This is a genomic window from Mycobacterium sp. SMC-8 (assembly GCF_025263565.1).
GTDB lineage: Bacteria > Actinomycetota > Actinomycetes > Mycobacteriales > Mycobacteriaceae > Mycobacterium.
The window spans coordinates 6,257,125-6,281,192 of record NZ_CP079865.1; the positions used below are offsets into that span (position 1 = coordinate 6,257,125).

Genomic DNA, 24,068 nt, shown 5'->3' on the forward strand with positions numbered 1-24,068 from the left:
TTGCATCGCTATCGAAAGATGGCGCAGTGATTTTCAACGACTCCGTAAACGTGACGCTGAGAGAAAAGCGATTCGTCGGCGGGACTCAGACCACCGTTGTCGCGTTTCAGGGCGACGTGCCGGGCATCGTGACGTTTCTCGATTCTGCGACAACGTTCGATCCGGCAGGCGGAAAAGTTAGCTCACGGCTGCGCGTGTTTCTGAGTCCGTTCGCGTTCGTACTTCCGCCGATGCCCGCAACGGGCCTGTTGACTCTGTCGTGGCGGCAGTTCACGACTCTGATTGTTGAAGGCATCGTAGAACCGCACTATCAAAGCGGTCGGTTGCATCACTACGAAATCTTGGCGAAAGCAGTCTGATGGCCGCCTACCGGATGACTCCTGCCAGACGCGCAGCGCTAGAAAAGGCGCAAGCGGCGTCAGCGCGGAAACGTCGAAAGCTGCACAACCGAAGCCGTCTATCTCGAAACGCGAAAGTTGCAATCGGCGTCGGCGCGGTCACAACAACCGCCGTGGCGGGTGTGGTTGCGGTCAACGAAATTTCCGATTACCAAGCTGAGCAGAGGCTCGTTTCTGGCCCGCTGAACAGAATCATCATTGATCGCCATGTCAGTCTGGCGCGTGAGCACAACGCGCGGCTGAATCGGCTGAAATTGATGGGCATCCCGCCCTGGTCGCCGAAACCGTTTGACGAAGCGTCAGCACGCCGCGAGGCAATCAACATCTTGCGGAGGAAGAAAAAGAAGACTTGAGAGAGTTCCGCCGTGTCAAAAGCCTTTTCACTCGATTCGGGCAAAGGGCCGTCTAGGGCGTGTCTGCTTAATGTGAACGATGTTGTGCCTGATGCTGTTTAAGTGTTACGGACTGATGTGATTTCTGATGACTTGTGGTCGGTGATTGAGCCGGTACTGCCTTCGGGTCGACGGCGCGGGCGGCCGTGGAACGATCATCGGGTGACGCTGGAAGGAATTATCTGGCGTTACCGGACTGGATCTCCGTGGCGCGATCTGCCCGCGCAGTTCGGCGCCTGGCAGTCGGTGGCTGAACGTCACCTGCGGTGGTCCACCGACGGCACCTACGCGCAGATCTTCGCAGCGATCTCCCGTGACATCGATGTCGATGACGCTGACGCTGAGCTGGTCGAACTGCTGCTGGCGGTGGATTCGACCAGCGTGCGTGTACATCAGCATGCCGCTGGTGCCCGCCCTGGTCGCCACACAGGGGGATCTGTCGAATTACAACAAACACCCCGATGAGCCCGATGACCATGCCATCGGCCGTTCACGCGGCGGGCTGACAACGAAGATCCACGCGCTGGCCGATCAACGCTGCAGCGCGGTCACCATGGCACTGTCGCCGGGGCAAGCCGGCGACAACCCGATGCTGTGGCCACTGCTGACTGCCCATCAGGGCCCAAAGTTTCGGCTACTCGCCGATAAGGCGTACTCCCATGACTCGACCCGAGCCCGACTGCGCCAGCTCAAAATCGCCCACACCATTCCCGAGCGCAGCGACCAGATCGCCCGCCGAAAGAGCCGGGGAAGCAAAGGCGGACGGCCACCGGCGTTCTCCGGGCGAATCTATAAGCACCGCAACACCGTCGAGCGATCCTTCAACCGCTTCAAGCACTGGCGAGGTATCGCCACCCGATACGACAAATACGCGCTGAGCTACCTCGGGGGCGTCACCCTAGCTGCGATCATCATCTATCACCGCGTCCGCAATTAACAGACACTACCTAGACCGCCACTCCAACTGCGCGAGCGGCTACCTGCCTGGCGGGACTCTCTCAACCCTGCGGTTTGGCATCCTCAAGTTTTGCCAACGCGTTGACGCTCAGAGCCGCTGCAATCTCCGCATCGCGGCCTGAGACGCTGTGCTGATAGCGCATCGCAGCTTGCACCGTTTTATGACCGAGGCGAGCCATGTTTTCGGCCAGCGTCGAAACGGACGCGTTCTGAGTACCGGCGAAACGACGCAGATCGTGCGCGCTCAGATCATCCTCCCGCCCAACCGCCTGCGCGGCTTTCTGAAACACGTCTTTGTTGAAAACCCGGTCATTGAGATGACAGCCGCCGCGTACAGGCGCGAACAGCAGAGCATCGGGACTCTTGCCGACATGCTGCGCAAGATGCGCTTTCACGGCATCGCGGATATGCGGCGGAATCGTCACCGTGCGCTGTTCGTCGTTCTTGGTTCCGACTTTGATACGGCACCGTGAGCCGTCGTCGTCTAGGTAGTGTCTGTTAATTGCGGACGCGGTGATAGATGATGATCGCAGCTAGGGTGACGCCCCCGAGGTAGCTCAGCGCGTATTTGTCGTATCGGGTGGCGATACCTCGCCAGTGCTTGAAGCGGTTGAAGGATCGCTCGACGGTGTTGCGGTGCTTATAGATTCGCCCGGAGAACGCCGGTGGCCGTCCGCCTTTGCTTCCCCGGCTCTTTCGGCGGGCGATCTGGTCGCTGCGCTCGGGAATGGTGTGGGCGATTTTGAGCTGGCGCAGTCGGGCTCGGGTCGAGTCATGGGAGTACGCCTTATCGGCGAGTAGCCGAAACTTTGGGCCCTGATGGGCAGTCAGCAGTGGCCACAGCATCGGGTTGTCGCCGGCTTGCCCCGGCGACAGTGCCATGGTGACCGCGCTGCAGCGTTGATCGGCCAGCGCGTGGATCTTCGTTGTCAGCCCGCCGCGTGAACGGCCGATGGCATGGTCATCGGGCTCATCGGGGTGTTTGTTGTAATTCGACAGATCCCCCTGTGTGGCGACCAGGGCGGGCACCAGCGGCATGCTGATGTACACGCACGCTGGTCGAATCCACCGCCAGCAGCAGTTCGACCAGCTCAGCGTCAGCGTCATCGACATCGATGTCACGGGAGATCGCTGCGAAGATCTGCGCGTAGGTGCCGTCGGTGGACCACCGCAGGTGACGTTCAGCCACCGACTGCCAGGCGCCGAACTGCGCGGGCAGATCGCGCCACGGAGATCCAGTCCGGTAACGCCAGATAATTCCTTCCAGCGTCACCCGATGATCGTTCCACGGCCGCCCGCGCCGTCGACCCGAAGGCAGTACCGGCTCAATCACCGACCACAAGTCATCAGAAATCACATCAGTCCGTAACACTTAAACAGCATCAGGCACAACATCGTTCACATTAAGCAGACACGCCCTAGACGATGCGTGACGCTGCGGCTCAGCGTGACAACTTCGCAGTTGTCGTCAAAATCCTTGCGGCGAAGTTCTGACACTTCGCCAAATCGCATGCCACACCAACCGGCTAGAAGCACCAATGCCGCAAATTTCGCTGTGCGCTCATCGGCTGCGAGCTTGTCAGCGATGGCATGCAGTTCGACCGTGGTCGGGATTTTGACCACCTTTTTCGGCTTTGGATTCGACGCACCGACGATCTGACACGGGTTGCGTTCTAGCAATCCATCCCTGACAGCGGTGTTGCAAATCATGCTCAAGATTCCGTACGCGTGTCCGTTTCGCGTTGGGTGCTCATCGCCCAAACCGGAAAACCATGCGCGCACCGCAGTTGGCGTCAGCTCACGTACCGCGACGTTTCCTAGTTTCGGCTCGATCAGTTGTGACCATTTCGCTTCGTACTCGATCCGCGTTCGGGCGCTGAGCTTGCGTTGATCGATTACGGTTTTGCCGTACTGCGAGAGTCGGATCACTTCGGCTTTTTTCTCGTTCGCGCGTTCGGCTGGCGGCTTCCAACGCTGTCCGCTGACAGTCGCCATCTCGACGCCGATCTGTTCGTTTGACAGCCATCCTTCAGCGAACGATTTCGACGTGAACGTGGTTGGTGCGTAGTGCCGCTGTCCGTCTGGGCCGATGAATGATGCCTGATATGTCGGCTTTTTCGTCGGCTGCTTTTTGATCTTCCCCCAGTTGCGGCGATTCACGATTTCACCTTTCCGAAAACTGCGGCCCATGCGCGTGACCTCGTCTGTTGCTACATCCTACCCCCTATCTACCCCCTGACGTTGTGATTTGGTGTGTCTCGTTGTTGCTTGCTGTGGTTGGCGGTTTGCCCGTAATCCGTTGTGAGACAGTCATTTTAGCTGGTCAAACGCGTGTTTGCTCCGAGCGTGCCGACAGATTCGAATCCTGCCGGGGGCACTCCATTCGCCCAGGTGACACCGGGATTCTCCCGAACGTGCGACACATCCTCCGCTGATTCCGTCCGACCCGTGACCGGCGACACCTAAGGCCTGCGACGGATCGCTTCGCCTGTCATCGCCAGCACCGACTGCGGCATCGGCACGTCCGCGGGGCAGTCGGGGGCGCGCCGGGGCTCTCCGTAGCCGGTGCTCACCGGCACCACGCCGGCCCAGGCGCCCGCGGCGATGTCCTCCTCGGGGTCGTCGGGCCAGCCGTCGCTCACCTTCAGCGACCAGTTGCCGTCAGCGATCGCGAGCCGCAACACCATGGTGGCGGCCAGTTCCTTGCGGCTGCTGGGGCGCAGCTCGGCCACCCGCCCCGGGATGAAGGTGTCGGTCAGTGCTTCCAGGTCTGCGACCTTCTGCTCGGCATCGACCACCTCGAACGTCCCGAACAGCACCGCGCTGCGGTAGTGGAACGACGACTCGAACGCGCTGCGCGCCACCACTACTGCGTCCAGCGTCGTCACCGACACCGCCACCGCGGCCCCGTCGGCGACGGCGCGCATCCACGGCGACCCGGTGGAGCCATGGATCACCACCGAGTCCTCGACGCGGGCGAATCCGGTGGGGAAAGCCACCGGATGGCCGTCACGCACCAGAGCTATCGTCGCCAGCGGGGTGGCGTCGAGCAGCGCGTTCAGCTCCGCGCGAGACGCGCGCTGTTTCTCGGCGAGGCGGGAAATCCGGGTCGAGGGCGGAGGCATGGCAGCAAGCCTCGCACCTCCGGCGTGCGGGCGCGCGGCGTTTCCGTGCGCGAGAAGCTACGACCATTCCGCGAGCACGCGCATCTTTCCGGCTTTGACGGCGGCCTCCCGGCGCAGCCTCTTGAGCTCGGGTGCGAACGCGTTGCGCTCGTTGTCCTGGAAGTTCAGCGGCAGATCGAGCGCACCGAGCAGCTTGCGTTCGAGGTGCCAGGGCTCGGGGTGCAGCACCCACGACACCGCGGCGTTCTCGGCCATCCACTGTGTCAGGACGCTCTCGCCACCGGCGAACGTCATGCGCTTGCCCGACCCGATCCGGCGCAGCGCGAACCCGAGCTCACCGCCGAGCAGCACGCCGAGCGACTTGCGCAGCGTGGACCCGTCGGCGCTGGCATTGCCGGCACCGAAGTGGTACCGGATGCGCTTGCGGAGATCTTGTGGCGCCCGCGGGTTGCCGTCCGGCCGGGGCGGCCCGGAGGAGATGCCCACATACAGCAGCGTCCAGCCGTCCCGCTGTTCGCATCCCGACACGTCGATGTCGCCCGGGATCGTCTTGAACCACCAGCCGTGCACACCCGCCTCCGCAGGCACCGGGCTCGGTTCGCCCAACACCTCTTCCCGCGTGAAGCGTTGCGCTGCAACGAATTTCGCCACAGCATCGGCAGTGCGCTTCGCGGATATCGACTCGGCCATCGGCCCAGGGTATCCGCTGGGCGGGCCGGCGCGTTCCCCCGAAGCCGCCCCCGAAGCCCGCTCAGATCCCGGTGCAGATCGATACGAACGGAATCGGCGCGCAGATGCCGATGGAGAATCCTGGCGTCGGGTCACCGTTCCATGGCGGCGGCGGTGGAGGGGGCGGGGGCGGCGGTGGAGGAACCGGCGCGACGACGCACGTGTTCGTGGCGGGGTCGTACACCGTCCCGACGCCGCACTCCGCCGCACGGGCGAGCGCCGGTGACAGCAGGACCAGCGAAGCCAGCGGTGACAGCGCCGCCCCGGCAACGATCAGTCTGGTTCGCATCGTAGGGCCTCCCTTGACCTGATCCCCGACCCCGTGCGTGTCCTCAATCGTAGGACTGAGCCCCGCCGGATCCAACGTGCCGCGACTGGCCTAGGCGGCCTCCTGCGCGCCACTCGACGTCTGCGCGTCGCCCGACACGCCACCCGAGTTGTCTGTGGCAGATGGGGCGCCGTCGGTGTCGTCGGCTTCTCCTGTTTCGCTGTCCCCTTCGGTTTCTGCGGTTTCCAGCGCGTCGTCGGCATCGCCGATCGACGCCTCGCTCGCCTCGGGATCGTCGGTGTCTTCCAGCGCGCCGCCGAGGACGTCGTCCGGCGCTTCTCCCTCGGCGTCTTCCGGGATGCCGTCGGCCGAATCGGACGGTCCGAGCGTGACCACCTCGTCATCGCCGACGACCGGTGCCTGGCTGTCCGCACCCGTTGCTTGCTCGGCCGGGCCCGGTGCTTGCCCGGTCGGGTCCGCACCCGACGCCTGCAGCGGATCGGCTCCGTTTTCCTCAGCCGCCCCCTCTTCGACGACGGCCGCGCCGTCCGTGCCCTCGACCGTCAACCGCCGCGCTGGGGCGCCGGTCACGGTGGGCTCGACCGGAGACATGCTGCGGGCCGAGCTTTGTTGTTCGTCCGACTCGTCCGCCGGTCCCTCCGATGGCTGCGGCGTCTCCTCGGTGGTGGTACCGGTCGTGCCGAACGGATTGAGGAATAAACTGATCTGGGCGTCCACCCAATCAACGAACGCCTGCCATGCCTCGCCGGTGCGGGTGGCGATGGACAAAACGGTGTTGTCGAAAGCGTTGACGATTGCGGCGATCAAACCGTCACCTTGCAGGGTGTCGGTGACGAACTGATCGCCGGCGTCGATCATGTCGTGTGCGAATCCCGTGAGCGCGTCGATGCCACCGGCGATCAGATCCCAGCCCTCGGTCACTTCGAAGTTGATCAACGGAACGAACGGAATCCAGGAGACCGCGTCCAGCACATCGCTTGCTACGCCGACTGCCCAGTCGATGCCGCCACGGATCGGTTCCCAGATGTCCCAGATGGCGTTGGACACATCAGCCAGCAGATGCGACGCTCCGACCACGGCGTTGCCCAGAAATCCTTCCGGAAGGTCAGCCGCCGGAGGTCTCGGTGGGTAGAAACCGATCGGCGGCAATGGAATCCACGCACCCACCTCGTCGATTCCCAGCCAGACCACTGCGAGGCCGAGATCGACGACCCAGTCGGCGACATTCTTGAGTGCCGATCCCTGGCCCCTCAGCCAATCGGTGGTGTTGAACACCCCGCTGTTGATCAGTGACTCGACGAAGTTGTAGACGACCATGATCTGGTTGGCGAAGATCCCGACCCACGGGATCCAGGCGACCACGTCGGAGGCGACCTCGAATCCGTACCGAACCCACGGCTCGATCACGTTGTAGGCGTTGTCGATCGCGTTGGCGAGCGCGACGAGCCCCGGCGTCGGCACGAGGGTGGGGGTGGGATCCAGAAGCAGCGCCTCCACCGCCGCCGCCAGTTGCAGGTCGGGGGCACGCAGCGTCAGCGAGGTCTGTTGCGGAACCGTGTACTGCGCGGCGAAGTTCTGATTCTGCGGGTGCCACAGGTCGGGCAGGGGGGCGACGCCGGGCGCCAGCGCGATGCTGCTCGCGCCGACCACCGCGACCGCCAGTTTGAGTGTGGACCGAAATGCCAAATCCATGGCCACCCCCTGCACGAGATGACATGAATTCTCGCGCTGAACCGGCGCTGACATACCGGTTTCAGCGGATCCGCAGGGCTGATTCTTCTCAGCGTCGGCCAGCGCACAGATCGTGGCCCGTCAGGTGATCCCCGCTGCCCGGGCCCTGTTCATTGGCCGGTCTCGCTGCCGGACGTACTCGACGTCGAGTGGTCAGCGCTGCCGGCTTCCGTGGCCGAGGACGATTCACCCGTGTCCGCCGCTGAGGTCTCGCCGGTCGGCTCTGTCGCCTCACTGCTCACCGTCGTCGGCGCGGCGGAGGTCGACGGTGCCACCGCCGAAGTCGTCTGCGGCGCGGTCGTGGCAGGCGCAGTCGTCGTGGGGGCGGTCGTCGCAGGCGGCGTGGTGGAGGGCGTCGTGGTCGCGGGAGCGCTTGTGGTCGTCGTCACGCTGGTGGAGGTGGGCGTGGTCGGCGCCGTCGAGGAAGCGGTCTGCTGCGGCAACGCGGTGGGCGCGGCGGTCTGCACGACGCCCATGATCTGCTGGGTGTACGCCTCCAGCCGAGTCTCGATCTCTTCGGGTGGCACAGTGCCGGCCTCGATCTCCTTGGCGAAGTGCGCGACCTCGGCCCACACCGCGTCGAGGTCGTCCATCGCGTCTTTCGACAACGGCTCGTCGAGGGTGATGAAGAGCTGTCGGGCCAGCGCATAGGTCAAGCAGTTGACGCATTCGTAGTTGAGGGCGCCGGCCAGGTTCTGGGGGGCGGCGACGTTGTCGTCGCCGTCGTCGCTGTCGACGACGAACACCACCTGGTAGGCCACCGCGACGGCGGCGCACGAATTGCACGATGCGTAGGCCTGCGCCTCGTTGACGTTCATCGCGTCGGTGTTGTCGGTGACCCAGACCATCGCGAATGCGGCTTCGTAGACCGTGGTGCCGTCGGTGGTATTGACCGCCAGCGCCTGTGTATCGCCGGGTTCCGGGGCGAGCGGCTTATCGACCGGAAACACCCAGCCGTCCGTGGTGTCGGTGGATCCGAGCACGGCGGCCGTACCGGCCCCGCCGCCACTTCCGCTGCCGCCGTTCATCACCGGCGGGGACGTCCGCGGCCTCAACACGAGTGCCAGTTGCGGCGAATCCTGGGTGGGCATCGCCGTGCGGGTGTCCCACACGACGTTCATGACGCCCCGCTGACCGCTGACGAGCCGGTGCGCCGCACCTGTCGCGGCGGCGGAATCGCGTTGCGCCCCTTGCGGAATGCGGTCGGTCTGCAACGCATAGACGATGTCCCCGATGGTTCCGCGTTCCCACGGCTGAATCGGCCGGTATCTCTGTTCGCCCGGCCACCAGGCGTACGCGACGCCACAGAGCACGCCGACTCCGGCGACCAGCGCGAGCATCCGCAGCAGAGGTTTGCCCGCGGTGGCCTGCCAGGTACCGGCGACGGTGCGACGCACGAGACGGGCCAGCATGTACAGGATTCCGGCCACCGGGATCACGATCGCGATCATCGCCAGCACGCGGGCCACGAGTTGCACGATGTCTCCGTCGGCCCACGCCGTGACGAACACGTCGCGCTGGGTGACCAGGCTCGCCCACGCCGACCCGAGCAGTCTGGGCAGCGCCCACACCGCGATCGCCACCGTGGCCAGCAGCAGCGGAACGACCACGAGCACCCACAGCGTGACGACGATGCGCGCCCATGCCTTGAGCTGGCGGGCCTGCGGGTCACCCCAGCGCCACGGCAGTGCACCGAGCAGTGTCGGCTTGATGCGCGAATACAGGTCGGGCACCCCGGTCAGGTCGGCCAGCACGTGGTAGCCGTCGAATCGCACCAGAGGCGCGAGCTGGCGCAGCATCTGCAGGATCTGCGTGGCGACCACGAGCAGCAGTGCGTCGTAGCGCAGCCACAGCCACAGCCCGGTGATCGCGATGGCCACCAGTGCGTTGAAATACAGCCCGCCCAGATCGGTCCGTAACCGTCCTGCCCTGCCGAGGCGGTAGGAGTCGGTCACGTCGGTGTAGAACGCGGGCCAGACCAGGTACACACCGAAGCCCATCACCCCGGGCGTGGCCCCGCCGTAGCGGGCGGCCGCCGCGTGACCGAATTCGTGGAAACCGGCCGAGACGATGGTGACGACGAAGACGAGGATCAGCAGGCCCGGCCGCTGGAACGCGTCGTGGGCCGCCGACGCCAGGCCCTTCTCGAAGAAAACCCACCAGCAGACCGCCGCGAACGCCGCCAGCGCGGGCAACACCACCCACGGCCGGAACAGCACCCGGAACGGATCGGTGAGCCTGCGGGTGCGCTCGGCATCGGTAACCGCATAGCGGAAACGCAGACCCAACAAGGGGTTTCGCTTCTTGGTCACGGGCTGCGTACCGTCGGGCAGCGTCACCAACCCGAGCGGCCGCAGCTGCTTGTCGACCAGGTGGGTGATGTTGTCCTCGGAGACGGTGCGGCCGGTGGACGCGCTGACCGCCGCGGCCACCTCCGCGGCGGTCTTCTGCCCGTCGATCTCGCTGATGATGGCGTACAGCAACGGGGTGAGCTGCACCGTCTGGCCGTCACCGCGACGCACCAGCGCCGGCGGCACCCGATAACCGGAGCCTGGCATCGCTCCGATCAAATCGACTCCGTCAGCGCGCCGCAGGTGAGCATGCGTGGGCTCGACACCCATGGTGGTCACGGTCGTACTCCCCCTGGAAGGCCTGGAAGGTCGGCTGATCAGCCCGCGGTGGGGCCGCCGTCGGAGGATCCGGAGTCACCGGCCGACCCGCTGTCACCCGCGGAGCCGACATCGGAGGTGGTGCCGCCGGCGTCACCGTCGCCCTGGCTGATCGTGGAGTCCTGATCGGCCTGAGCCACGGCCTCACCGATGACGGTCTGCTTGATGATCGCGTCCTGTTCGGCGACGGAGATCGCATCCGAGTCGATGGAACCGATGTTGGCCGACACACCGGCGTTGATCGGCGCGGCCACGTTCGCGTTGGCCGCGACGGCGCCGCTGATCGGGGCCGCGAGGTCGGAATCCAGGTCGACGTTGACGTTGACGTTGAGCAGGTTGCCGTCGAGCAGAGCGCCGGGACTGGTGTCGACGACGGCCCCGGTCCCGTCGTCGGTGCCATCGGCGCCACCCGTGCCGCCGGTGCCATCCGTGCCGCCGGTGCCATCCGTGCCGTCGGTGCCGTCCACGTCGTTGTCGGTATCCATGCCGCCCTGGTCGATGCCGCTCACCTGGGTCGAGGTGGCGTAGGCATCGGCGTCGAGCATCTGCTCGATCGACGTGCCCTGATCCACCACCGCCTGGCTGCCGGACCCGTAGGTCAGCACGTTCGCCCCTGCCGCGGCGTCGATCGGCGCCGCCACATTCAGGTTCGCCGCGGCCGCAAGGTCGATCGGGGAGGCGGCGTCGATCGCGACGTCGACATCGGCGTTCAAATCGAGAATCGAGACGACCTCCTTGTCGGGGAGCGCGATGGCGCTCTCGGCGAGGAGTTCGTCGTGAGACAGTCCTTCCGCGGTCATCAGCTTTTGGTCCTTTCGACTGGGTGGCGTTGCTGCCCGCACACGCTGCACATTGCTCTGGTGAGCGACCGGGTACCCCGAAAGTTCCGAATTCACTTGCAGGATGGCCAGAAAATTTCGCCCATCTGCGACAACCACGCTCGCCTAATTAGCTCAGCCACCAAGCCGGGCGCGATGATCCCCGGATGTCAGGTAGCCGAAGCCGCGTAGTGCAACGGTCAAGGTTTGCTGGACGCCAGCCTGCCCCTGGTCGGGTGCCACCCTACTGCGGGTGGTCGGCCAGATATCTGTCGACAGGGATCGGCTCGGTGGCCGCGTAGCCGACGGGCAGCACCACGTCACCCGCACTGCTGAGGTAGTAGACGTCCCAGCGGTAATAGCCCTTGAACGCGCCGGGATCTGTGCCGATCACCGTCGCGTAGTGCGTCACCGCGCGCACGTAGCGGTTCGAATTGTTGTACCGGTACAGCGCGGCATCACGGTCACGCGCGAAGCCGTGGGCGGCCAGAAACCGGCCGGCGGCCATGATGCTGTCGCGGTCGGCGGCGATGTCGCCGCCCGCACCGTAGGTCGCGAACGTCGACGGCAGGAACTGCATCGGCCCTTGCGCGTTCGCGGTGCTGACTCCGGCGATTCGCCCGAATGCGGTCTCCACCAGATTGATGGCCGCCAGGTAGTTCCACGCCACCCCGGACGCGGCCTCGGACTCGCGGTAGTACCTGAGCAGTTCCTGGGCCGGCGCGGGGGCCTTGATCCGCCAGGCCGGCAAGGTCGGCCTGCCCCGCCCGTTGCCCATCGCGGTCAGTTGCCTGCGCGCGTCGACGTTGCGGTCGTACGCGTCGACCAGGTGCGCGGGCACCCGCGGCCGCACCACGGCGTCCCACTCCGGGTGGCGCCCCAGCACCCGGTACGCCACCTGCTGGCGCCGAGCGGCGGCGAGCAGCACGTCTTCGGGCGACGACGGATCGCGCAACGCGAGTTCGTCGTCGACGAGGTCGCCGACCAGTCGCACCGGGTCGGTCGCCAGCCGCGGCTGCGCCCCAGCCTGCGGCGGTGGTGCCGGTGGCGCCGGCGGGGCCGGGGGTGCCGGCGGGGCCCCCTGCACGACCTCCGTGCGGTGCGCCGGATCCCGGGTGGGTGTCGCCGCATACACCGCGCCGCTGACCAGCGCGACGGCCGCGGCTGCAGCGAGGACCACCCCGGCACGGGTGGTCATCGCCCCTCACCACAGCTCATGTCGCCTCCCGGATCGCGCGATCGCTTCCGACCAGTCTGACCGATCGCGGCCCGTACAGTGGCCGGAGTACCTCGGGGAGGAGATGCGGTGCCGAGCTCAGCAACACCGAACCGTCGCGCGGCGCGGCTGACGCTGGCCGCGCTGATCTCGGCCGTGATCGGCATTCTGGCTCCCCCTGCGGGCACGCACGCCGCACCGGCGGCCGACATCTCCCCCGCCAGCGCGCAGATCCTGGAGTCGATGCTGGCCGCCGACACCTCCGATCCCAGCCTGATCTCCGCTCGCTTCCTCGGAACACCCTACGGCGCAAACACTCTCATCGGTTCGGCGAGCGAACCCGAAGAGCTCGTGGTGAACCTGGAGCGGGTCGATTGCTTCACCTACGCCGACTACGTCGAGGCCTTCAAACGGGCACACGACCGCGACGAGTTCCTCGCCGGGCTCACCCACGTCCGCTACAAGGGCGGTGTGATGTCGTTCGAGAACCGCAGACACTTCTTCACCGATTGGTCGGCGTCCGCGCCGGCGATCGCCACCGATGTCACGGCCTCCCTCAGCGACGACGCGGTGCGCGCGGCCAAGCAGCTGAACCGCAAGGACTCCGGCGGGGTCTATCTGCCGGGCCTGCCGGTGGTCCCGCGCACCGTCACCTATATCCCCAGCGATCTGGTGACCGACGGCGTCATCGCCGGTCTGCGCGGCGGCGACTACATCGGCGCCTACGCCGAGGACGGCGGCCTGGACGTCACCCATGTCGGGATCCTCGTCCAGGCGCCGGACGGACCGGTCTTCCGCAACGCGTCCTCGCTGCCGGGCGACGACGCGGTCATCGACACACCACTGTCGGTGTACCTCCAGACCGTCCCCGGGATCGTGGTGTTGCGCCCGATCCTGTGACGGTTGGCGTGCCCGTGTGTTCGCGGCCCAACCAAGTGGTTAGTCTGGCGGTTGGTACACCGATGAACCAGGAGTCCGCAACATGCAGCTGGCGCTGACGCCCGAGGAAGCCGCCTTCCGCGACGAGCTTCGCACCTTCTACCGCACCAAGATCCCGGCGGAGATCCGCGAGCGGACCCGCACCGCCACCGAAGCCAACCGCGACGACGTCGTCACGGCCAACAAAATCCTCAACGACCACGGGCTGATGGTGCCGAACTGGCCCGTGGAGTGGGGCGGCAAGGACTGGACGCCGATCCAGCACCAGATCTGGCTCGACGAGATGCAGCTGGCAAGCGTGCCGGAGCCGCTGACGTTCAACGCCAAGATGGTCGGCCCGGTGATCGCCGAGTTCGGCAGCCAGGAGCTCAAGGAGCGCTTCCTGCCCCCCACCGCCGCCGTCGACATCTGGTGGTGTCAGGGCTTCTCGGAGCCGGAGGCCGGCTCGGACCTCGCGTCGCTGCGGACCACCGCGCTGCGTGACGGGGACAGCTACGTGGTCAACGGTCAGAAGACCTGGACCACGCTCGGCCAGTACGCCGACTGGATCTTCTGCCTGGTGCGCACCGACCCGAACGCGCCGAAGAAGCAGGCGGGCATCTCCTTCCTGCTCATCGACATGAACACCCCCGGCGTCACGCTGCGGCCGATCAAGCTGATCGACGGCAGCTACGAGGTCAACGAGGTGTTCTTCGAAGACGTCCGGGTACCCGCCGATCAGCTCGTGGGCGAGGAGAACCAGGGGTGGTCGTACGCGAAGTTCCTGCTGGGCAACGAGCGCACCGGGATCACACAGATCGGCCGCACGAAACTGCGGCTCTCCGAGGTCAAGGAACGCGCGAAGGCCAACGGCCTGATCGACGACCCGCTGTTCGCAGCCCGTCTGGCCGAGACCGAGAACGACGTCCTGGCACTGGAACTGACGCAGATGAGGGTCGCGTCGAGCTCGCAGGGCGGCAAACCCAACCCCGCCTCGTCGGTGCTCAAGTTGCGGGCCAGCGAGTTGCAGCAGACCGCCACCGAACTGCTGGTCGAGGTCGCCGGCGCAGACGCGCTGCCGTTCGGAAGCCACGGCATCGCATCGGCCGACTGGGCGCAGGACGCCGCACCGCGCTACCTGAACTACCGCAAGACCTCGATCTACGGCGGAAGCAACGAGGTCCAGCGCACCATCATCGCGTCGACCATTCTCGGATTGTGAGCTAAGACATGGATTTCCAATTCAGTGAAGAGCAGGTCCTGCTGCGCGACACCACCCGCGAGATGCTCTCACGGACCTACGACCCGGAGAGCCGCCTCAAGACCGTGGACACCGATCCCGGCTGGAGCCGCGACGTGTGGAAACAGCTGGCCGAGGTCGGCGTCCTCGGGCTGGGATTCGACGAGGATGCGGGCGGACAGATCGAGGTGCTGGTCGTTCTCACCGAGATCGGCCGCCGGCTGGCACCGGAACCGGTGCTGCACGCCGCGCTGGGACCCGGCGCACTGATCGCCGAGGTCGGCACCGAAGGGCAGCGGGCGCTTCTCGACGAGGTGGCCGGCGGCGAACGGATGCTGGCCTTCGCCCACCTGGAACCGGGGATGCGCCTGCCCACCGCAAAGGTCTCGACAACGGCTGCCCGACAGGGTGATTCGTGGACGGTGAGCGGCAGCAAGAACCCGGTGCTGGCCGGTGACTGCGCGGACACGCTGGTGGTCAGCGCCGCACTGCCCGACGGGGGCACCGGCCTGTTTCTCGTCGACACCGCCGGCAACGATCAGGCCAAGCGCACGCCGTACCGCACGTTCGACGGTCAGCGCGGAGCTCAGGTCGACTTCGACTCCGTGGCCGCAGAACCGCTGGGAGAGGCAGTGGACGCCTCCGAGGCGATCAGCCGTGCCCTGGTGCGGATCTCGGCCGGCCTGTGCGCCGAGGCGCTCGGCGCGATGGAGGAGGCGCTGCGGCTGACGAGCGAATACCTCACTGCGCGCAAGCAATTCGGTGTCACGCTGAGCAAGTTCCAGACGTTGACCCAGCGGGCCGCCGACATGTACGTGTCGCTTGAGCTGGCGCGCAGCATGACGTTCTACGCGAACATGTCCGTTGCCGACGGCAACCTGGACCCGACGATCGCGGCACGCGCCAAGCTGCAGATCGGCCGCTCGGGGCGCCACATCGCCCAGGAGTCGATCCAGTTGCACGGCGGCATCGGCGTGACGGCCGAGTACCCGATCAGCCACTACGCGGCGCGGCTGACCGCGATCTCGCACACCCTGGGCTCCACGCAGGACCAGCTGCACGTGCTGATCGGTCAGCTCGGCGACTACGAGATCGTCACCGTCTAGAACCAGATCCGGACCCGTTGGTCGGGCCGGTGAAATAGTTCGTCAGCGCTGCGTCGAGCCCGGGCACTGAGACAAGCCCTGGAAATGGGTCACGTCGCGACTCGAACACATCAGTATTCGTCGTGCAGACGGATCCATTCATAGGTCGGCTGCTGCGGCCAGCCCGGCGGTGAGTCCTCCCAGTCCTCTTGGCGCCCGTACGGCGTGAGGTCGAGCAGGTCGAAAACCACCATGAACGGCTCCTCGCCGCGATCGAAGGTCTGCCAGGTGTGGAACACCCGATCGCCGTCCCGGAGGAACACGCTGATGGAGTGGCGCTCTTCGCCGTCGACGGTGGTGCGGAAATCCTCGTTGAAGCTCGTGCGGCCCGAGGACACCCAGGGCAGGTCCCAGCCCATCCGGTCCTTGAACGCGACCAGCTTGCCGACCGGGGCCCGCGACACCAGCACCAGTGACGTGTCCTTGGCGTGCAGGTGCGACAGCGGGCCGAGGTGGTCGGCCATCATCGCGCAGCCGGAACATCCTGCGTCCCAGTCCGATCCGAACATGTAGTGCTGCACGATCAGCTGTCGCCGCCCGTCGAAAAGATCCAGCAGCGTCAACGGGCCCGCCTCGGTGTCGAAGAGGTAGGGGCTGTCGACGAGCACCATCGGCAGGCGCCGCCGCGCGGCGCTGACGGCGTCTTTGAGACGGGTCAGCTCCTTCTCGCGGGCGAGCAGCTCGGCGCGTGCCTGCTCCCATTCGTCTCGCGACACGATCGGCGGTAGGGCGGTGGTTTCCATGCTCAAAGCTTGCCACCGCGGGTCAGGCGAAGTCGGCGATCACCTCAGCTGCCCGGCGGACCTGGTCGAGGTCCGAACTGGTGGGGATCAGATGCACTTCGTCGGTGCCGATCTCGGCGAATCCGGTCAGCACGTCGTGGAGTTCCTCGGCGGTCCCGGCGAATCCGGTGGTCGGCGCCATCGCGTCGACGAACTCGGCCGGGATCCAGTTCATGTACCGCAGCAGGTGGCGGTGGACCTGTTCGCGGGGTGCGTCACCGTCACCGAGGGCGAACCAGAATGACGTCGCCAGATGCGGTTTCGCCTTGCCGGCACCCTGCCATGCCTGGCGCGCCACCTCGAACAGCTCATTCTGCTTGCCCAGGTCCAAGTCCAGCGTCGTGCCGGCCAACCCGTCCGCCCACGTCGCGGCGGAGCGCACCGTTTTGGGACCGAGCGTCCCGACGTGGAGCACCGGCCCACCGGGCTGCGCCGGCGGCGGACCCACCGGCAGCGTCGAGTCGGTGACCTTCTCCCCCGCCCACACCCGCTTCATGACCGCCACCCGCTCGGCCATCTCCCGCATCGTCTGCGTGGCGGGGTCGGCCCCGACGGCGCGGTAATCCTCGTGACGCCCGCCCACGCCGATACCGACGGTCAACCGGCCCTCACACAGCATGTCTCCGGTCGCCAGCTGCTTGGCCAGCATCACGGGGTCGTGCAGTTGCGGGATGACCACCGTCGTCACCAACCGGACCCGGTCCGTCCAGGCCGCCAGCGCACCGAGCAGGGTCAGGCTCTCGGGATTGTCGAACGCGATCCGCTCACCCCAGCACAGCGACGAGAACGGCCCGTCGTCGACCAGCTGCGCCCACGACCTCAACGACGCACGGTCGAGGTCGGGCTCCATCACCGGCATCGTCATCCCGATACGCACGCAGGCGATTCTGGCACGGCCGGTCCGGGGGCTGTCAGCGCGCCGTGGCCGGCGGGTCCTTGTGGGCGCGGATCGGATCAGCGGCCGGCGGGGCGAACAGGCGCACTCCGCCGCGCACTGTGCGCACCGCGACCAGCAACCAGGTGCACAGCAACCCGACGTACGCGACCGCGGCCGCGTACCGGAACGCCGGAAGCGCGGTGTGGAAGGCGAGCTGACTGGTGCCGGTCACAAAGGTGCCGACCGGGAACGTCAGACTCCACCACGTCAACGCGAACGGCATCCCGCGGCGCAGCGTGCGCACCGTCAACGCGGTCGCGAGGCCGATCCACAGCACGGCGAAACCCCACACCGGGACGCCGTAGAGCACGGCGAAGACGCTCATCCCGTCGGCGAGCCGTTGATCGACGGCCAGTGCCGCATCAGCACCGAGAAGCCCTGCCACCGTGATGGACTGACCCAGCGGGCCCAGCACGATCCACAACGTGGGCACCCGCGCCGTGCCCGAGGTGCCGTAGTGCGCGAGGCGGCTCCACACCATGGTGATGATGATCAGCGAGGCGACCAGCGACAGCCCGAACATCGCGTAACTGCCGTACAGCATGGTGGCCCGGCCGGGCCCCTCGGCCATGTGCGGCAGCAGCAGGCCGCCGGTGGCCGCCGACACCATCGGCGGCACGACCGGCATCAGCCAGCCGCCGAACGCCGCGTCGGGTTCCACCCGGTACTGGGTGAACATCAGATACGGGATGGTCATCGCGGTGTACAAACCGCCAAGGGTGCCTGCCGTCCACAACACCCAGGCCACGTCGACCGCGGCCTGCTCCCCGATCAGATCCCGGCCCACCAGTAGCGCGCCGGAGCCGACGGTCAGCAGCGCCATCGGGGCCGCGCCGTAGAAGTGGGCCATCTGCGGGTTGCGCACGTGGCTGCGGGCCACCGCAGGGTTGCGCAGCCAGTGGGCGAACGTCGCGAAGATCAGCACGAGCAGCCACAGCGCCGAGAGCACCCAGACCACCAAGGCGAATGCGCGCAGGCCCGGAATCTGCACCGGCAGTGACGCGCCCGCGGTCGCCACGATGCCGGTGCCCATCACCGACGCGAACCAGTTCGGCCCCAGGTAGCCGAGGATCGTCGGCGGCGGGTTCGTCATGGGGTCAGTATGGTCACCGCGACCGTGCGGAGAATGCCGGGCTGGGGGTGGGGTTATCCCCCGGAGCATTCTCGGGAAAACGCTGTGTCGCCGCGGCGGCCCCATCCCTAGGTTTGAGGCATGACCGCAGTCACCGACACCGATGCTGTCACCGACCGGGTTCCGGTGTTCACCCCCGACGGACCGGCGACCGTGCCGCCGCCGCAGCACCGCACGCTCAGCGTCGCCGCGAGCGCATCGCTGCTCACCGGCGGCGCGCTGGCCGCCGTGTGGTTCTGGATTCCATTGGCGATCTTGGTAATCGGCATATCGTCGATCCCCAGCATCGTCGGTGCCGTGCTGGCCGGCATCGTGTTCGTTTACCTGATCCGGGGCATCGATCACGTCGAGCGGGTACGCAGCGAAGCGGTGTTCGGCATGGGCATCGCCGTCCCGGCGCGCCGCCTGTCCCAGTACACCGGATTCCAGCGCTGGGCCCACCAGCTCTGGCTCGACGTCAGCAGCGCCTGGTTCTGGAAGGCAGCCGCGCATCACTACCTGCGCATGATCTACGACGCGCTCGTCACCGCCATCGCGCTGGGTCTGGCGGTGTTCGCGTTCCTGGCTCCTGCCCTCGCCATCGCCGTCGGGCACAGCGACCCCGAGGCCGGTCTGGCGTTCCTGCCCATCCCGGTGGCGTGGCTGCTGGCTGTGGTCGCACTGGCCGCCGCGGTGGCGCTGGTGATCTTCGCCCCGACCCTGGACGCGGTGATCGACCGCTGGCTGCTGGCGCCGTCACCGACCGCCGCACTGCAGCACAAGGTCAGCGCGCTGGCCGACGCCCGGCAGGGAGCGGTCACGTCGGCGCAGACCGAGCGGCACCGCATCGAACGCGACCTGCACGACAGCGTGCAGCCGCGGCTGGTGTCGCTGGCGATGACGATAGGGCTGGCCCAGACCAAACTCGACTCCGACCTGCCTGCCGCCAAGGCGCTGATCGCCGAGGCGCACGACGACGCCAAGAGCGCCCTGGTAGAGCTGCGCAACGTGGTCCGCGGGATCGCCCCGACCATCCTGGCCGACCGCGGCCTGGACGCCGCGCTGTCGGCGGTGGTACAGCGGGCGACCAACTCCGGGGTGCCCACCACTTTGAGCGTGCACCTGCCGCGACGGCTGCCCGACGAGGTGGAGGCATGCGCGTACTTCGTCGTCGCCGAGGGGCTGACCAACGTCAGCCGGCATGCCGGGGCGTCGGCCGCCGCGGTCACCGTCCGTCTCGACGAAGCGGCGAATCAGTTGCACGTCACCGTGTTCGACGACGGACACGGCGGGGCGCGCATCGTCGAAGACGACGACGACACGGAAGCCACCGGCTTGCGCGGACTCGACGAACGGGTGCGTGCGGCTCAGGGGAGTTTCTCGGTGGCCAGTCAGCCCACCGGACCCACGATCATCTCCGCGGTGCTGCCATGCGGATCGTGATCGCCGAGGACTCGGCCCTGCTGCGGGCCGGTATCGAACGGATCCTCACCGACGCCGGGCACGAGGTCGTCGCCGGCGTGCCCGACGCGACCAACCTGCTGCGCCTGGTCAACGAACAGCGACCAGACCTGGCCATCCTCGACGTCCGGATGCCACCCACCTTCACCGACGAGGGCATCCGGGCCGCGGCCTTGCTGCGCAGCCAGAATCCGGAATCGCCGGTGCTGGTGCTGTCGCACTACGTCGAGGAACGCTACGCGGCCGACCTGATCGCCTCGGACACCCGCGGATTCGGGTATCTGCTCAAGGACCGGGTGGCCGACGTCCCGGCGTTCCTGGACGCCGTCGAGGTCGTCGGGTCGGGCGGCACGGTGCTCGACCCCGAAGTGGTCTCCCAGATCCTGGTCCGGTCCCATCGCCGCAACGCACTCGACGCGCTGACGCCCCGCGAGCACGACGTGCTGCAACTGATGGCGGAAGGCAGGACCAACGCCGCGATCGCCGCCGCCCTGCACATCTCGGTGGGTTCGGCCGAGAAGCACATCGCGTCGATCTTCGCCAAGCTGAACCTCGCGCCCGACGAGAACCGCCGCGTGCTCGCCGTGCTGCGCTACCTCGAATCCTGAAGCGACGGAAGGATACTCGTGACCACCACGCTCGCACCGCCACCGCCCGCGTCGCCGCCCCCGCAGCTCTCGCCGGGCGGGCGCACCGCGATCCGCACGCTGCTCATTCTCGCGGCCGCGGCACTGGTCGCCGCCGTCGTCGCGCTGTCGGTGACCGCCGCGGTGACCGTCAGCTCGTTCCGGGTGGTCAGGGACTCGATGCCACTGCCGGCCACGGTGACGTCAGTGGTGATCGACACCGGATCGGTGCCGGTGGCGGTGCGGCTGACCTCCGACCGCGAGTCCCGCGGGCCCCGGGTGGACATGCGCATGGTCAACTCCACCCGCGCCGGCGCCGATCCGCTGTCGGTCACCGCCGACGGCGCCACCGCACGGGTGACCATCGACGCGGAGCCGTCGGAGTTCCTGCAGTGGGGCCGCGCCGGTGAGATCACGCTGGTGCTGCCACCCGAACTCGCCCGCCGATTGACCGTGACCATCCGTCAGGAGGTGGGGGTGGTGTTCGCCCAGGCCGACCTCGACCAACTCAACGCCCGCATCGTCGACGGGGCGGTGGTCCTCAGCGGCTCGGCACGCCGGATCGACATCGCCAACGAGCACGGTGACGTGAGCACGCGGGAACCAATCTCGGTCGCCGAATCGTTCCGGGCGACCACCACCACCGGTGACGTCAGCGTCGACTTCGCTGAGGCGCCGGTGACCGTGGACGCCCAGACCGACCGCGGCGACGTCGTGATCGCGCTGCCGCCGCCGGGACCCTACTTCGTCGACGCGACGACCGGAACAGACCGCGCCACGACGGTGGTGCGCGTTCCGCAGACCCGGGACCGTGACGCCGCGGCGGCTGTGGTGACGGCGCGCACCGAGTCCGGCGACGTCATCGTCGACGACCAGCGGTGAGGACAGGACGCGACGAGAAGAGCTGTCAACCGATCAGCGACGCGATGATCTCGCCGACCGTGCCCGGGCGGGCGGCGCGGAAGCCGGTGCCCGCCCAGATGTTCACCGCGTGCGGATCCCCGGCCCGCACCGACGCCGCGCGCAGCGGACTGGTCAGATAGTGCACCTCGGGATAGCCGAACGGCGCCTCCGCGTCGTGTTCGACGATGAACCGATTCCGCAGACCGCGCGCATAACGTCCCGAGAACGCTTTGGTCACAACGGTTTCAGTGAACTGCGGATCCTGCAGCGCGGCCCGGTGCACGGGGCTGCTGCCCGCCTCGTCGGCGAGCAGGAATGCGGTCCCCAACTGCGCGGCGGCTGCCCCGAGACGCCGGACGCGGTCCACGTCGTCGCCGGTCATCAGCCCGCCCGCCGCGACCACGGGGAGCTCGAGCTCGGCGCCGATCGCGGTGACCAGCTCGGCCAGCGGCTGCGGTGACGGCGCGGCGGTCGCGTCGAAGGTTCCGCGGTGCCCGCCCGCGGACGGGCCCTGGGCGATGAGCACGTCGACTCCGACGCCGGCCGCCAGGCGCGCCTCGGCAAGCGTCGTGACCGTCGCCGCGGTGGTGATCCCCGCCTCGGTGAGGCGGCGTCGCTGGGTGTCGCCGGGCAGACCGAAGGTGAACGACGCGAGCGCGGGCCGCAGGTCGAGCAGTGCATCGAGCTTGGCGTCCCAGTCGTCGTCGTCGAACCGCGGCTCGCCGGTGCTGACGCCGTACCGCTGCGCCTCACCGGCCAGCGCGCCGGCATAGGCGTCGATCTCCGCCGCTCGGGCCGCACTGGGTTGCGGCACAAAGAGATTGACGCCCAGCGGGGCGCTGGTGAGTCGCTGCGCGGCACCCACGCGGTCGGCGAACGCGTCGGCTGTCAGGTAACCGGCCGCGACGAATCCGAGACCGCCCGCCGACGACGCGGCCGCGGCGAGCTCAGGGCTGGACGGCCCGCCCGCCATCGGCGCCACCAGCACCGGCGCCGTGAGGTCGCGAACATCGAACACCACCAGCCCTTCGTATCACGGCCCCGTGGCGCCGATCGCTGGAACCGCGGTCACCGACAGTCTTATCCTGGATCGCGATGGCCATCACCCTCAATCACACGATCGTCGCGGCGCGGGACAAGAGGGCGTCAGCGAGGTTCCTGACCGAGCTGTTCGATCTGCCCGACCCGCAGCCGTTCGGCCATTTCCTGGTGGTCAGTGTCGGTGACACGAGCCTGGACTACGCCGAGGTCGGTGCCGATCAGCCGATTCACCCGCAGCACTACGCGTTCCTGGTCTCCGAAGACGAGTTCGACGTCATCTACGCAAAGATCAGGGACCGGGCTCTGGAGCACTGGGCCGACCCGCGGGGCGCGCAGCCGGGTCAGGTCAATCACAACGACGGCGGACGGGGCGTGTACTTCCAGGACCCAGGCGGTCATTACCTGGAGATCCTCACCCGCCCGTACGGGTCCGGCGCGTCCCGCTAACCGATCGAGTGTCCGCGCGCCTCTTCCTGGCCGCGGTAGTCGTCGGCCATCGACCGGACGTGGCCGGGCAGGTCACCGGAGGCGACGTCGGCCAGGCTGGTCTGCTCCAGAACCGAGCGCATGCTCGCCCGCAGCGCCCGCCACACGTCGGTCAACGCCGCCGTCGGCCCCGAATAGGGCAGATCTCCCAGGCCGATGTCGCGCACGCTGGCCAGCGGGCCGTCGATGCAGCGCAGCACGTCGGCGATGCTGATGTCGGCTGCCGGCCGGGCCAGCTCGTACCCGCCGTCGCGGCCGCGGTGACTACGCACCAGCCGGTCGGTGCGCAGGTCGGACAGAATGTCGACGAGGAACTGCGGCGGGATCCCCTGGGCCTTGGCGAGATCGTCGGTTTTGACGAGGACACCGTCGTCCACCGTCGCGAGCTGGACCATCGCGCGCACGGCGTACTCCGCCTTGGCCGACATCCGCATGGGCCAACCCTAGCCCGCGCGTCGGGTCAGTCGGGGATGTCCTGTGCGCCCGGCACCACCACGGCGAACAGGTCGGCGACCGCGGCCAGGCTGGCGGCGTGCACAGCCGACGCGGGTACAGTCTCGTCCCCGATGCCGGGCAGCGCGCGGGTCGCCGTTGCATTGGCGACCACGGTCGGCGCGTAGCCGAGGTTGAACGCGCCACGCGCGGTGGAGTTCACACACATGTGCGTCATGAACCCGGCCAGCACGAGGTTGGAGGCGTCCACCGCCTTGAGGCGCTCGTCGAGGTCGGTCTGCACGAACGAGTTCGGGTAGTTCTTCACCACCACCGGCTCCCCCTCGCGCGGGGCCACCTGCTCGACGATCGCGCCGATCTCTGCGGTGACGTCGTACGGCGACCCGGGCCCGGCGTCGTGCTGGATGTGGATGACGGGGATGCCCGCGGTGCGGGCGCGCTCGAGCAGCGCGGCCGCCTCGTCCAGCGCGGCCTGCACGCCCTCGAGTTCCATCACCCCGTAGGTGTAGGTGTTCTGGCAGTCGATGAGAACCAGCGCCGAGTCGGCCAGGCTGACCGGTGCCAGCGGCAGACCCGTCAGTGAACGCAGGGTCGGAAGATCAGACATCGTCGCAGCCTACTGCGACCCGCTCCGCGGTGTC

The 24,068-nt window shown here is 67.4% G+C and carries 24 protein-coding genes and 2 pseudogenes; 10 read left to right on the forward strand and 16 right to left on the reverse strand.

Annotated elements, in window-relative coordinates; translation table 11 throughout:
- The first annotated feature begins 26 nt into the window (after positions 1-26).
- From KXD97_RS30025 to KXD97_RS30035, 3 genes and pseudogenes are all read left to right on the forward strand, one after another.
- Complete coding sequence (locus KXD97_RS30025) at positions 27-359, forward strand: hypothetical protein (RefSeq protein WP_260754647.1); 333 nt, start codon at positions 27-29, stop codon at positions 357-359.
- Positions 359-751 carry a hypothetical protein gene (locus tag KXD97_RS30030; protein ID WP_260754648.1) on the forward strand — a complete coding sequence of 131 codons (393 nt, stop codon included), beginning with the start codon at positions 359-361 and terminating at the stop codon, positions 749-751. The genes KXD97_RS30025 and KXD97_RS30030 overlap by 1 nt, the downstream gene beginning before the upstream one ends.
- A gap of 102 nt (positions 752-853) precedes the next feature.
- Positions 854-1,727: pseudogene (locus tag KXD97_RS30035) on the forward strand (IS5 family transposase).
- A 61-nt stretch (positions 1,728-1,788) separates the two neighbouring features.
- Here the strand turns inward: KXD97_RS30035 and KXD97_RS30040 are convergent.
- From KXD97_RS30040 to KXD97_RS30085, 10 genes and pseudogenes are all read right to left on the reverse strand, one after another.
- Complete coding sequence (locus tag KXD97_RS30040; RefSeq protein WP_313901392.1) at positions 1,789-2,280, reverse strand: tyrosine-type recombinase/integrase; 492 nt, start codon at positions 2,278-2,280, stop codon at positions 1,789-1,791.
- Positions 2,246-3,119, reverse strand: a pseudogene (locus tag KXD97_RS30045) (IS5 family transposase). Before KXD97_RS30045 ends, KXD97_RS30040 begins: the two are co-directional and overlap by 35 nt.
- 26 nt (positions 3,120-3,145) lie before the next feature.
- Positions 3,146-3,907 (reverse strand): tyrosine recombinase XerC, encoded by a 762-nt coding sequence (gene xerC, locus KXD97_RS30050; protein WP_260754649.1) that lies wholly within the window; start codon positions 3,905-3,907, stop codon positions 3,146-3,148.
- A 302-nt stretch (positions 3,908-4,209) separates the two neighbouring features.
- Positions 4,210-4,872 carry a pyridoxamine 5'-phosphate oxidase family protein gene (locus KXD97_RS30055; RefSeq protein WP_260754650.1) on the reverse strand — a complete coding sequence of 221 codons (663 nt, stop codon included), beginning with the start codon at positions 4,870-4,872 and terminating at the stop codon, positions 4,210-4,212.
- Positions 4,873-4,929: 57 nt separating this feature from the next.
- A complete protein-coding gene (locus KXD97_RS30060; RefSeq protein ID WP_260754651.1) occupies positions 4,930-5,562 on the reverse strand; it encodes a GIY-YIG nuclease family protein in 633 nt (210 codons plus the stop codon).
- Between the two features lie 61 nt (positions 5,563-5,623).
- Positions 5,624-5,890, reverse strand: a complete 267-nt coding sequence (locus tag KXD97_RS30065; RefSeq protein WP_260754652.1) for a hypothetical protein — start codon at positions 5,888-5,890, stop codon at positions 5,624-5,626.
- A gap of 90 nt (positions 5,891-5,980) precedes the next feature.
- Positions 5,981-7,582, reverse strand: coding sequence for a hypothetical protein (locus KXD97_RS30070; protein ID WP_260754653.1), 1,602 nt, complete (start codon positions 7,580-7,582; stop codon positions 5,981-5,983).
- A 149-nt stretch (positions 7,583-7,731) separates the two neighbouring features.
- Positions 7,732-10,242 (reverse strand): hypothetical protein, encoded by a 2,511-nt coding sequence (locus KXD97_RS30075; RefSeq protein WP_260758221.1) that lies wholly within the window; start codon positions 10,240-10,242, stop codon positions 7,732-7,734.
- Positions 10,243-10,289: 47 nt separating this feature from the next.
- Positions 10,290-11,090 carry a peptidoglycan-binding protein gene (locus tag KXD97_RS30080; protein WP_260754654.1) on the reverse strand — a complete coding sequence of 267 codons (801 nt, stop codon included), beginning with the start codon at positions 11,088-11,090 and terminating at the stop codon, positions 10,290-10,292.
- 262 nt (positions 11,091-11,352) lie between these two features.
- Positions 11,353-12,306 carry a lytic transglycosylase domain-containing protein gene (locus KXD97_RS30085; RefSeq protein ID WP_260754655.1) on the reverse strand — a complete coding sequence of 318 codons (954 nt, stop codon included), beginning with the start codon at positions 12,304-12,306 and terminating at the stop codon, positions 11,353-11,355.
- A 108-nt stretch (positions 12,307-12,414) separates the two neighbouring features.
- Here KXD97_RS30085 and KXD97_RS30090 point away from each other — a divergent pair, with 108 nt between their 5' ends.
- From KXD97_RS30090 to KXD97_RS30100, 3 genes are all read left to right on the forward strand, one after another.
- Positions 12,415-13,224: a DUF1460 domain-containing protein gene (locus KXD97_RS30090; protein WP_260754656.1), complete on the forward strand. Its 810-nt coding sequence runs from the start codon at positions 12,415-12,417 to the stop codon at positions 13,222-13,224.
- An 82-nt stretch (positions 13,225-13,306) separates the two neighbouring features.
- Positions 13,307-14,464: an acyl-CoA dehydrogenase family protein gene (locus tag KXD97_RS30095; RefSeq protein WP_260754657.1), complete on the forward strand. Its 1,158-nt coding sequence runs from the start codon at positions 13,307-13,309 to the stop codon at positions 14,462-14,464.
- An 8-nt stretch (positions 14,465-14,472) separates the two neighbouring features.
- Positions 14,473-15,588: an acyl-CoA dehydrogenase family protein gene (locus KXD97_RS30100; protein WP_260754658.1), complete on the forward strand. Its 1,116-nt coding sequence runs from the start codon at positions 14,473-14,475 to the stop codon at positions 15,586-15,588.
- Between the two features lie 110 nt (positions 15,589-15,698).
- Here KXD97_RS30100 and KXD97_RS30105 read toward each other — a convergent pair whose 3' ends face one another.
- From KXD97_RS30105 to KXD97_RS30115, 3 genes are read right to left on the reverse strand one after another with little or no spacing between them, the layout of a single operon-like run.
- A complete protein-coding gene (locus KXD97_RS30105; protein WP_260754659.1) occupies positions 15,699-16,370 on the reverse strand; it encodes a DUF899 domain-containing protein in 672 nt (223 codons plus the stop codon).
- A gap of 22 nt (positions 16,371-16,392) precedes the next feature.
- Positions 16,393-17,274: an LLM class flavin-dependent oxidoreductase gene (locus KXD97_RS30110; RefSeq protein WP_260758222.1), complete on the reverse strand. Its 882-nt coding sequence runs from the start codon at positions 17,272-17,274 to the stop codon at positions 16,393-16,395.
- A 46-nt stretch (positions 17,275-17,320) separates the two neighbouring features.
- The gene (locus KXD97_RS30115) at positions 17,321-18,439 is read right to left on the reverse strand and encodes a TDT family transporter (RefSeq protein ID WP_260754660.1); all 1,119 of its coding nucleotides are present in this window, start codon (positions 18,437-18,439) and stop codon (positions 17,321-17,323) included.
- A 120-nt stretch (positions 18,440-18,559) separates the two neighbouring features.
- Here KXD97_RS30115 and KXD97_RS30120 point away from each other — a divergent pair, with 120 nt between their 5' ends.
- The 3 genes from KXD97_RS30120 to KXD97_RS30130 are packed head-to-tail and all read left to right on the forward strand — an operon-like array spanning position 18,560 to position 21,426.
- Complete coding sequence (locus KXD97_RS30120) at positions 18,560-19,900, forward strand: sensor histidine kinase (RefSeq protein WP_260754661.1); 1,341 nt, start codon at positions 18,560-18,562, stop codon at positions 19,898-19,900.
- Complete coding sequence (locus tag KXD97_RS30125; RefSeq protein ID WP_260754662.1) at positions 19,888-20,526, forward strand: response regulator transcription factor; 639 nt, start codon at positions 19,888-19,890, stop codon at positions 20,524-20,526. The genes KXD97_RS30120 and KXD97_RS30125 overlap by 13 nt, the downstream gene beginning before the upstream one ends.
- Before the next feature lie 18 nt (positions 20,527-20,544).
- Positions 20,545-21,426: a DUF4097 family beta strand repeat-containing protein gene (locus tag KXD97_RS30130; protein WP_260754663.1), complete on the forward strand. Its 882-nt coding sequence runs from the start codon at positions 20,545-20,547 to the stop codon at positions 21,424-21,426.
- 25 nt (positions 21,427-21,451) lie between these two features.
- On the opposite strand, the gene KXD97_RS30135 is transcribed toward KXD97_RS30130, so the two are convergent.
- Entirely contained in the window at positions 21,452-22,468 is a 1,017-nt protein-coding gene (locus tag KXD97_RS30135; RefSeq protein WP_260754664.1) for a nitronate monooxygenase, read from the reverse strand.
- 74 nt (positions 22,469-22,542) lie between these two features.
- On the opposite strand from KXD97_RS30135, the gene KXD97_RS30140 reads away from it, so the two are divergent.
- Positions 22,543-22,935 (forward strand): VOC family protein, encoded by a 393-nt coding sequence (locus KXD97_RS30140; protein ID WP_260754665.1) that lies wholly within the window; start codon positions 22,543-22,545, stop codon positions 22,933-22,935.
- Here KXD97_RS30140 and KXD97_RS30145 read toward each other — a convergent pair.
- Entirely contained in the window at positions 22,932-23,408 is a 477-nt protein-coding gene (locus KXD97_RS30145) for an RrF2 family transcriptional regulator (protein ID WP_260754666.1), read from the reverse strand. The genes KXD97_RS30140 and KXD97_RS30145 overlap by 4 nt on opposite strands.
- Positions 23,409-23,434: 26 nt before the next feature.
- Entirely contained in the window at positions 23,435-24,034 is a 600-nt protein-coding gene (locus KXD97_RS30150; protein WP_260754667.1) for a cysteine hydrolase family protein, read from the reverse strand.
- Positions 24,035-24,068 lie beyond the last annotated feature (34 nt).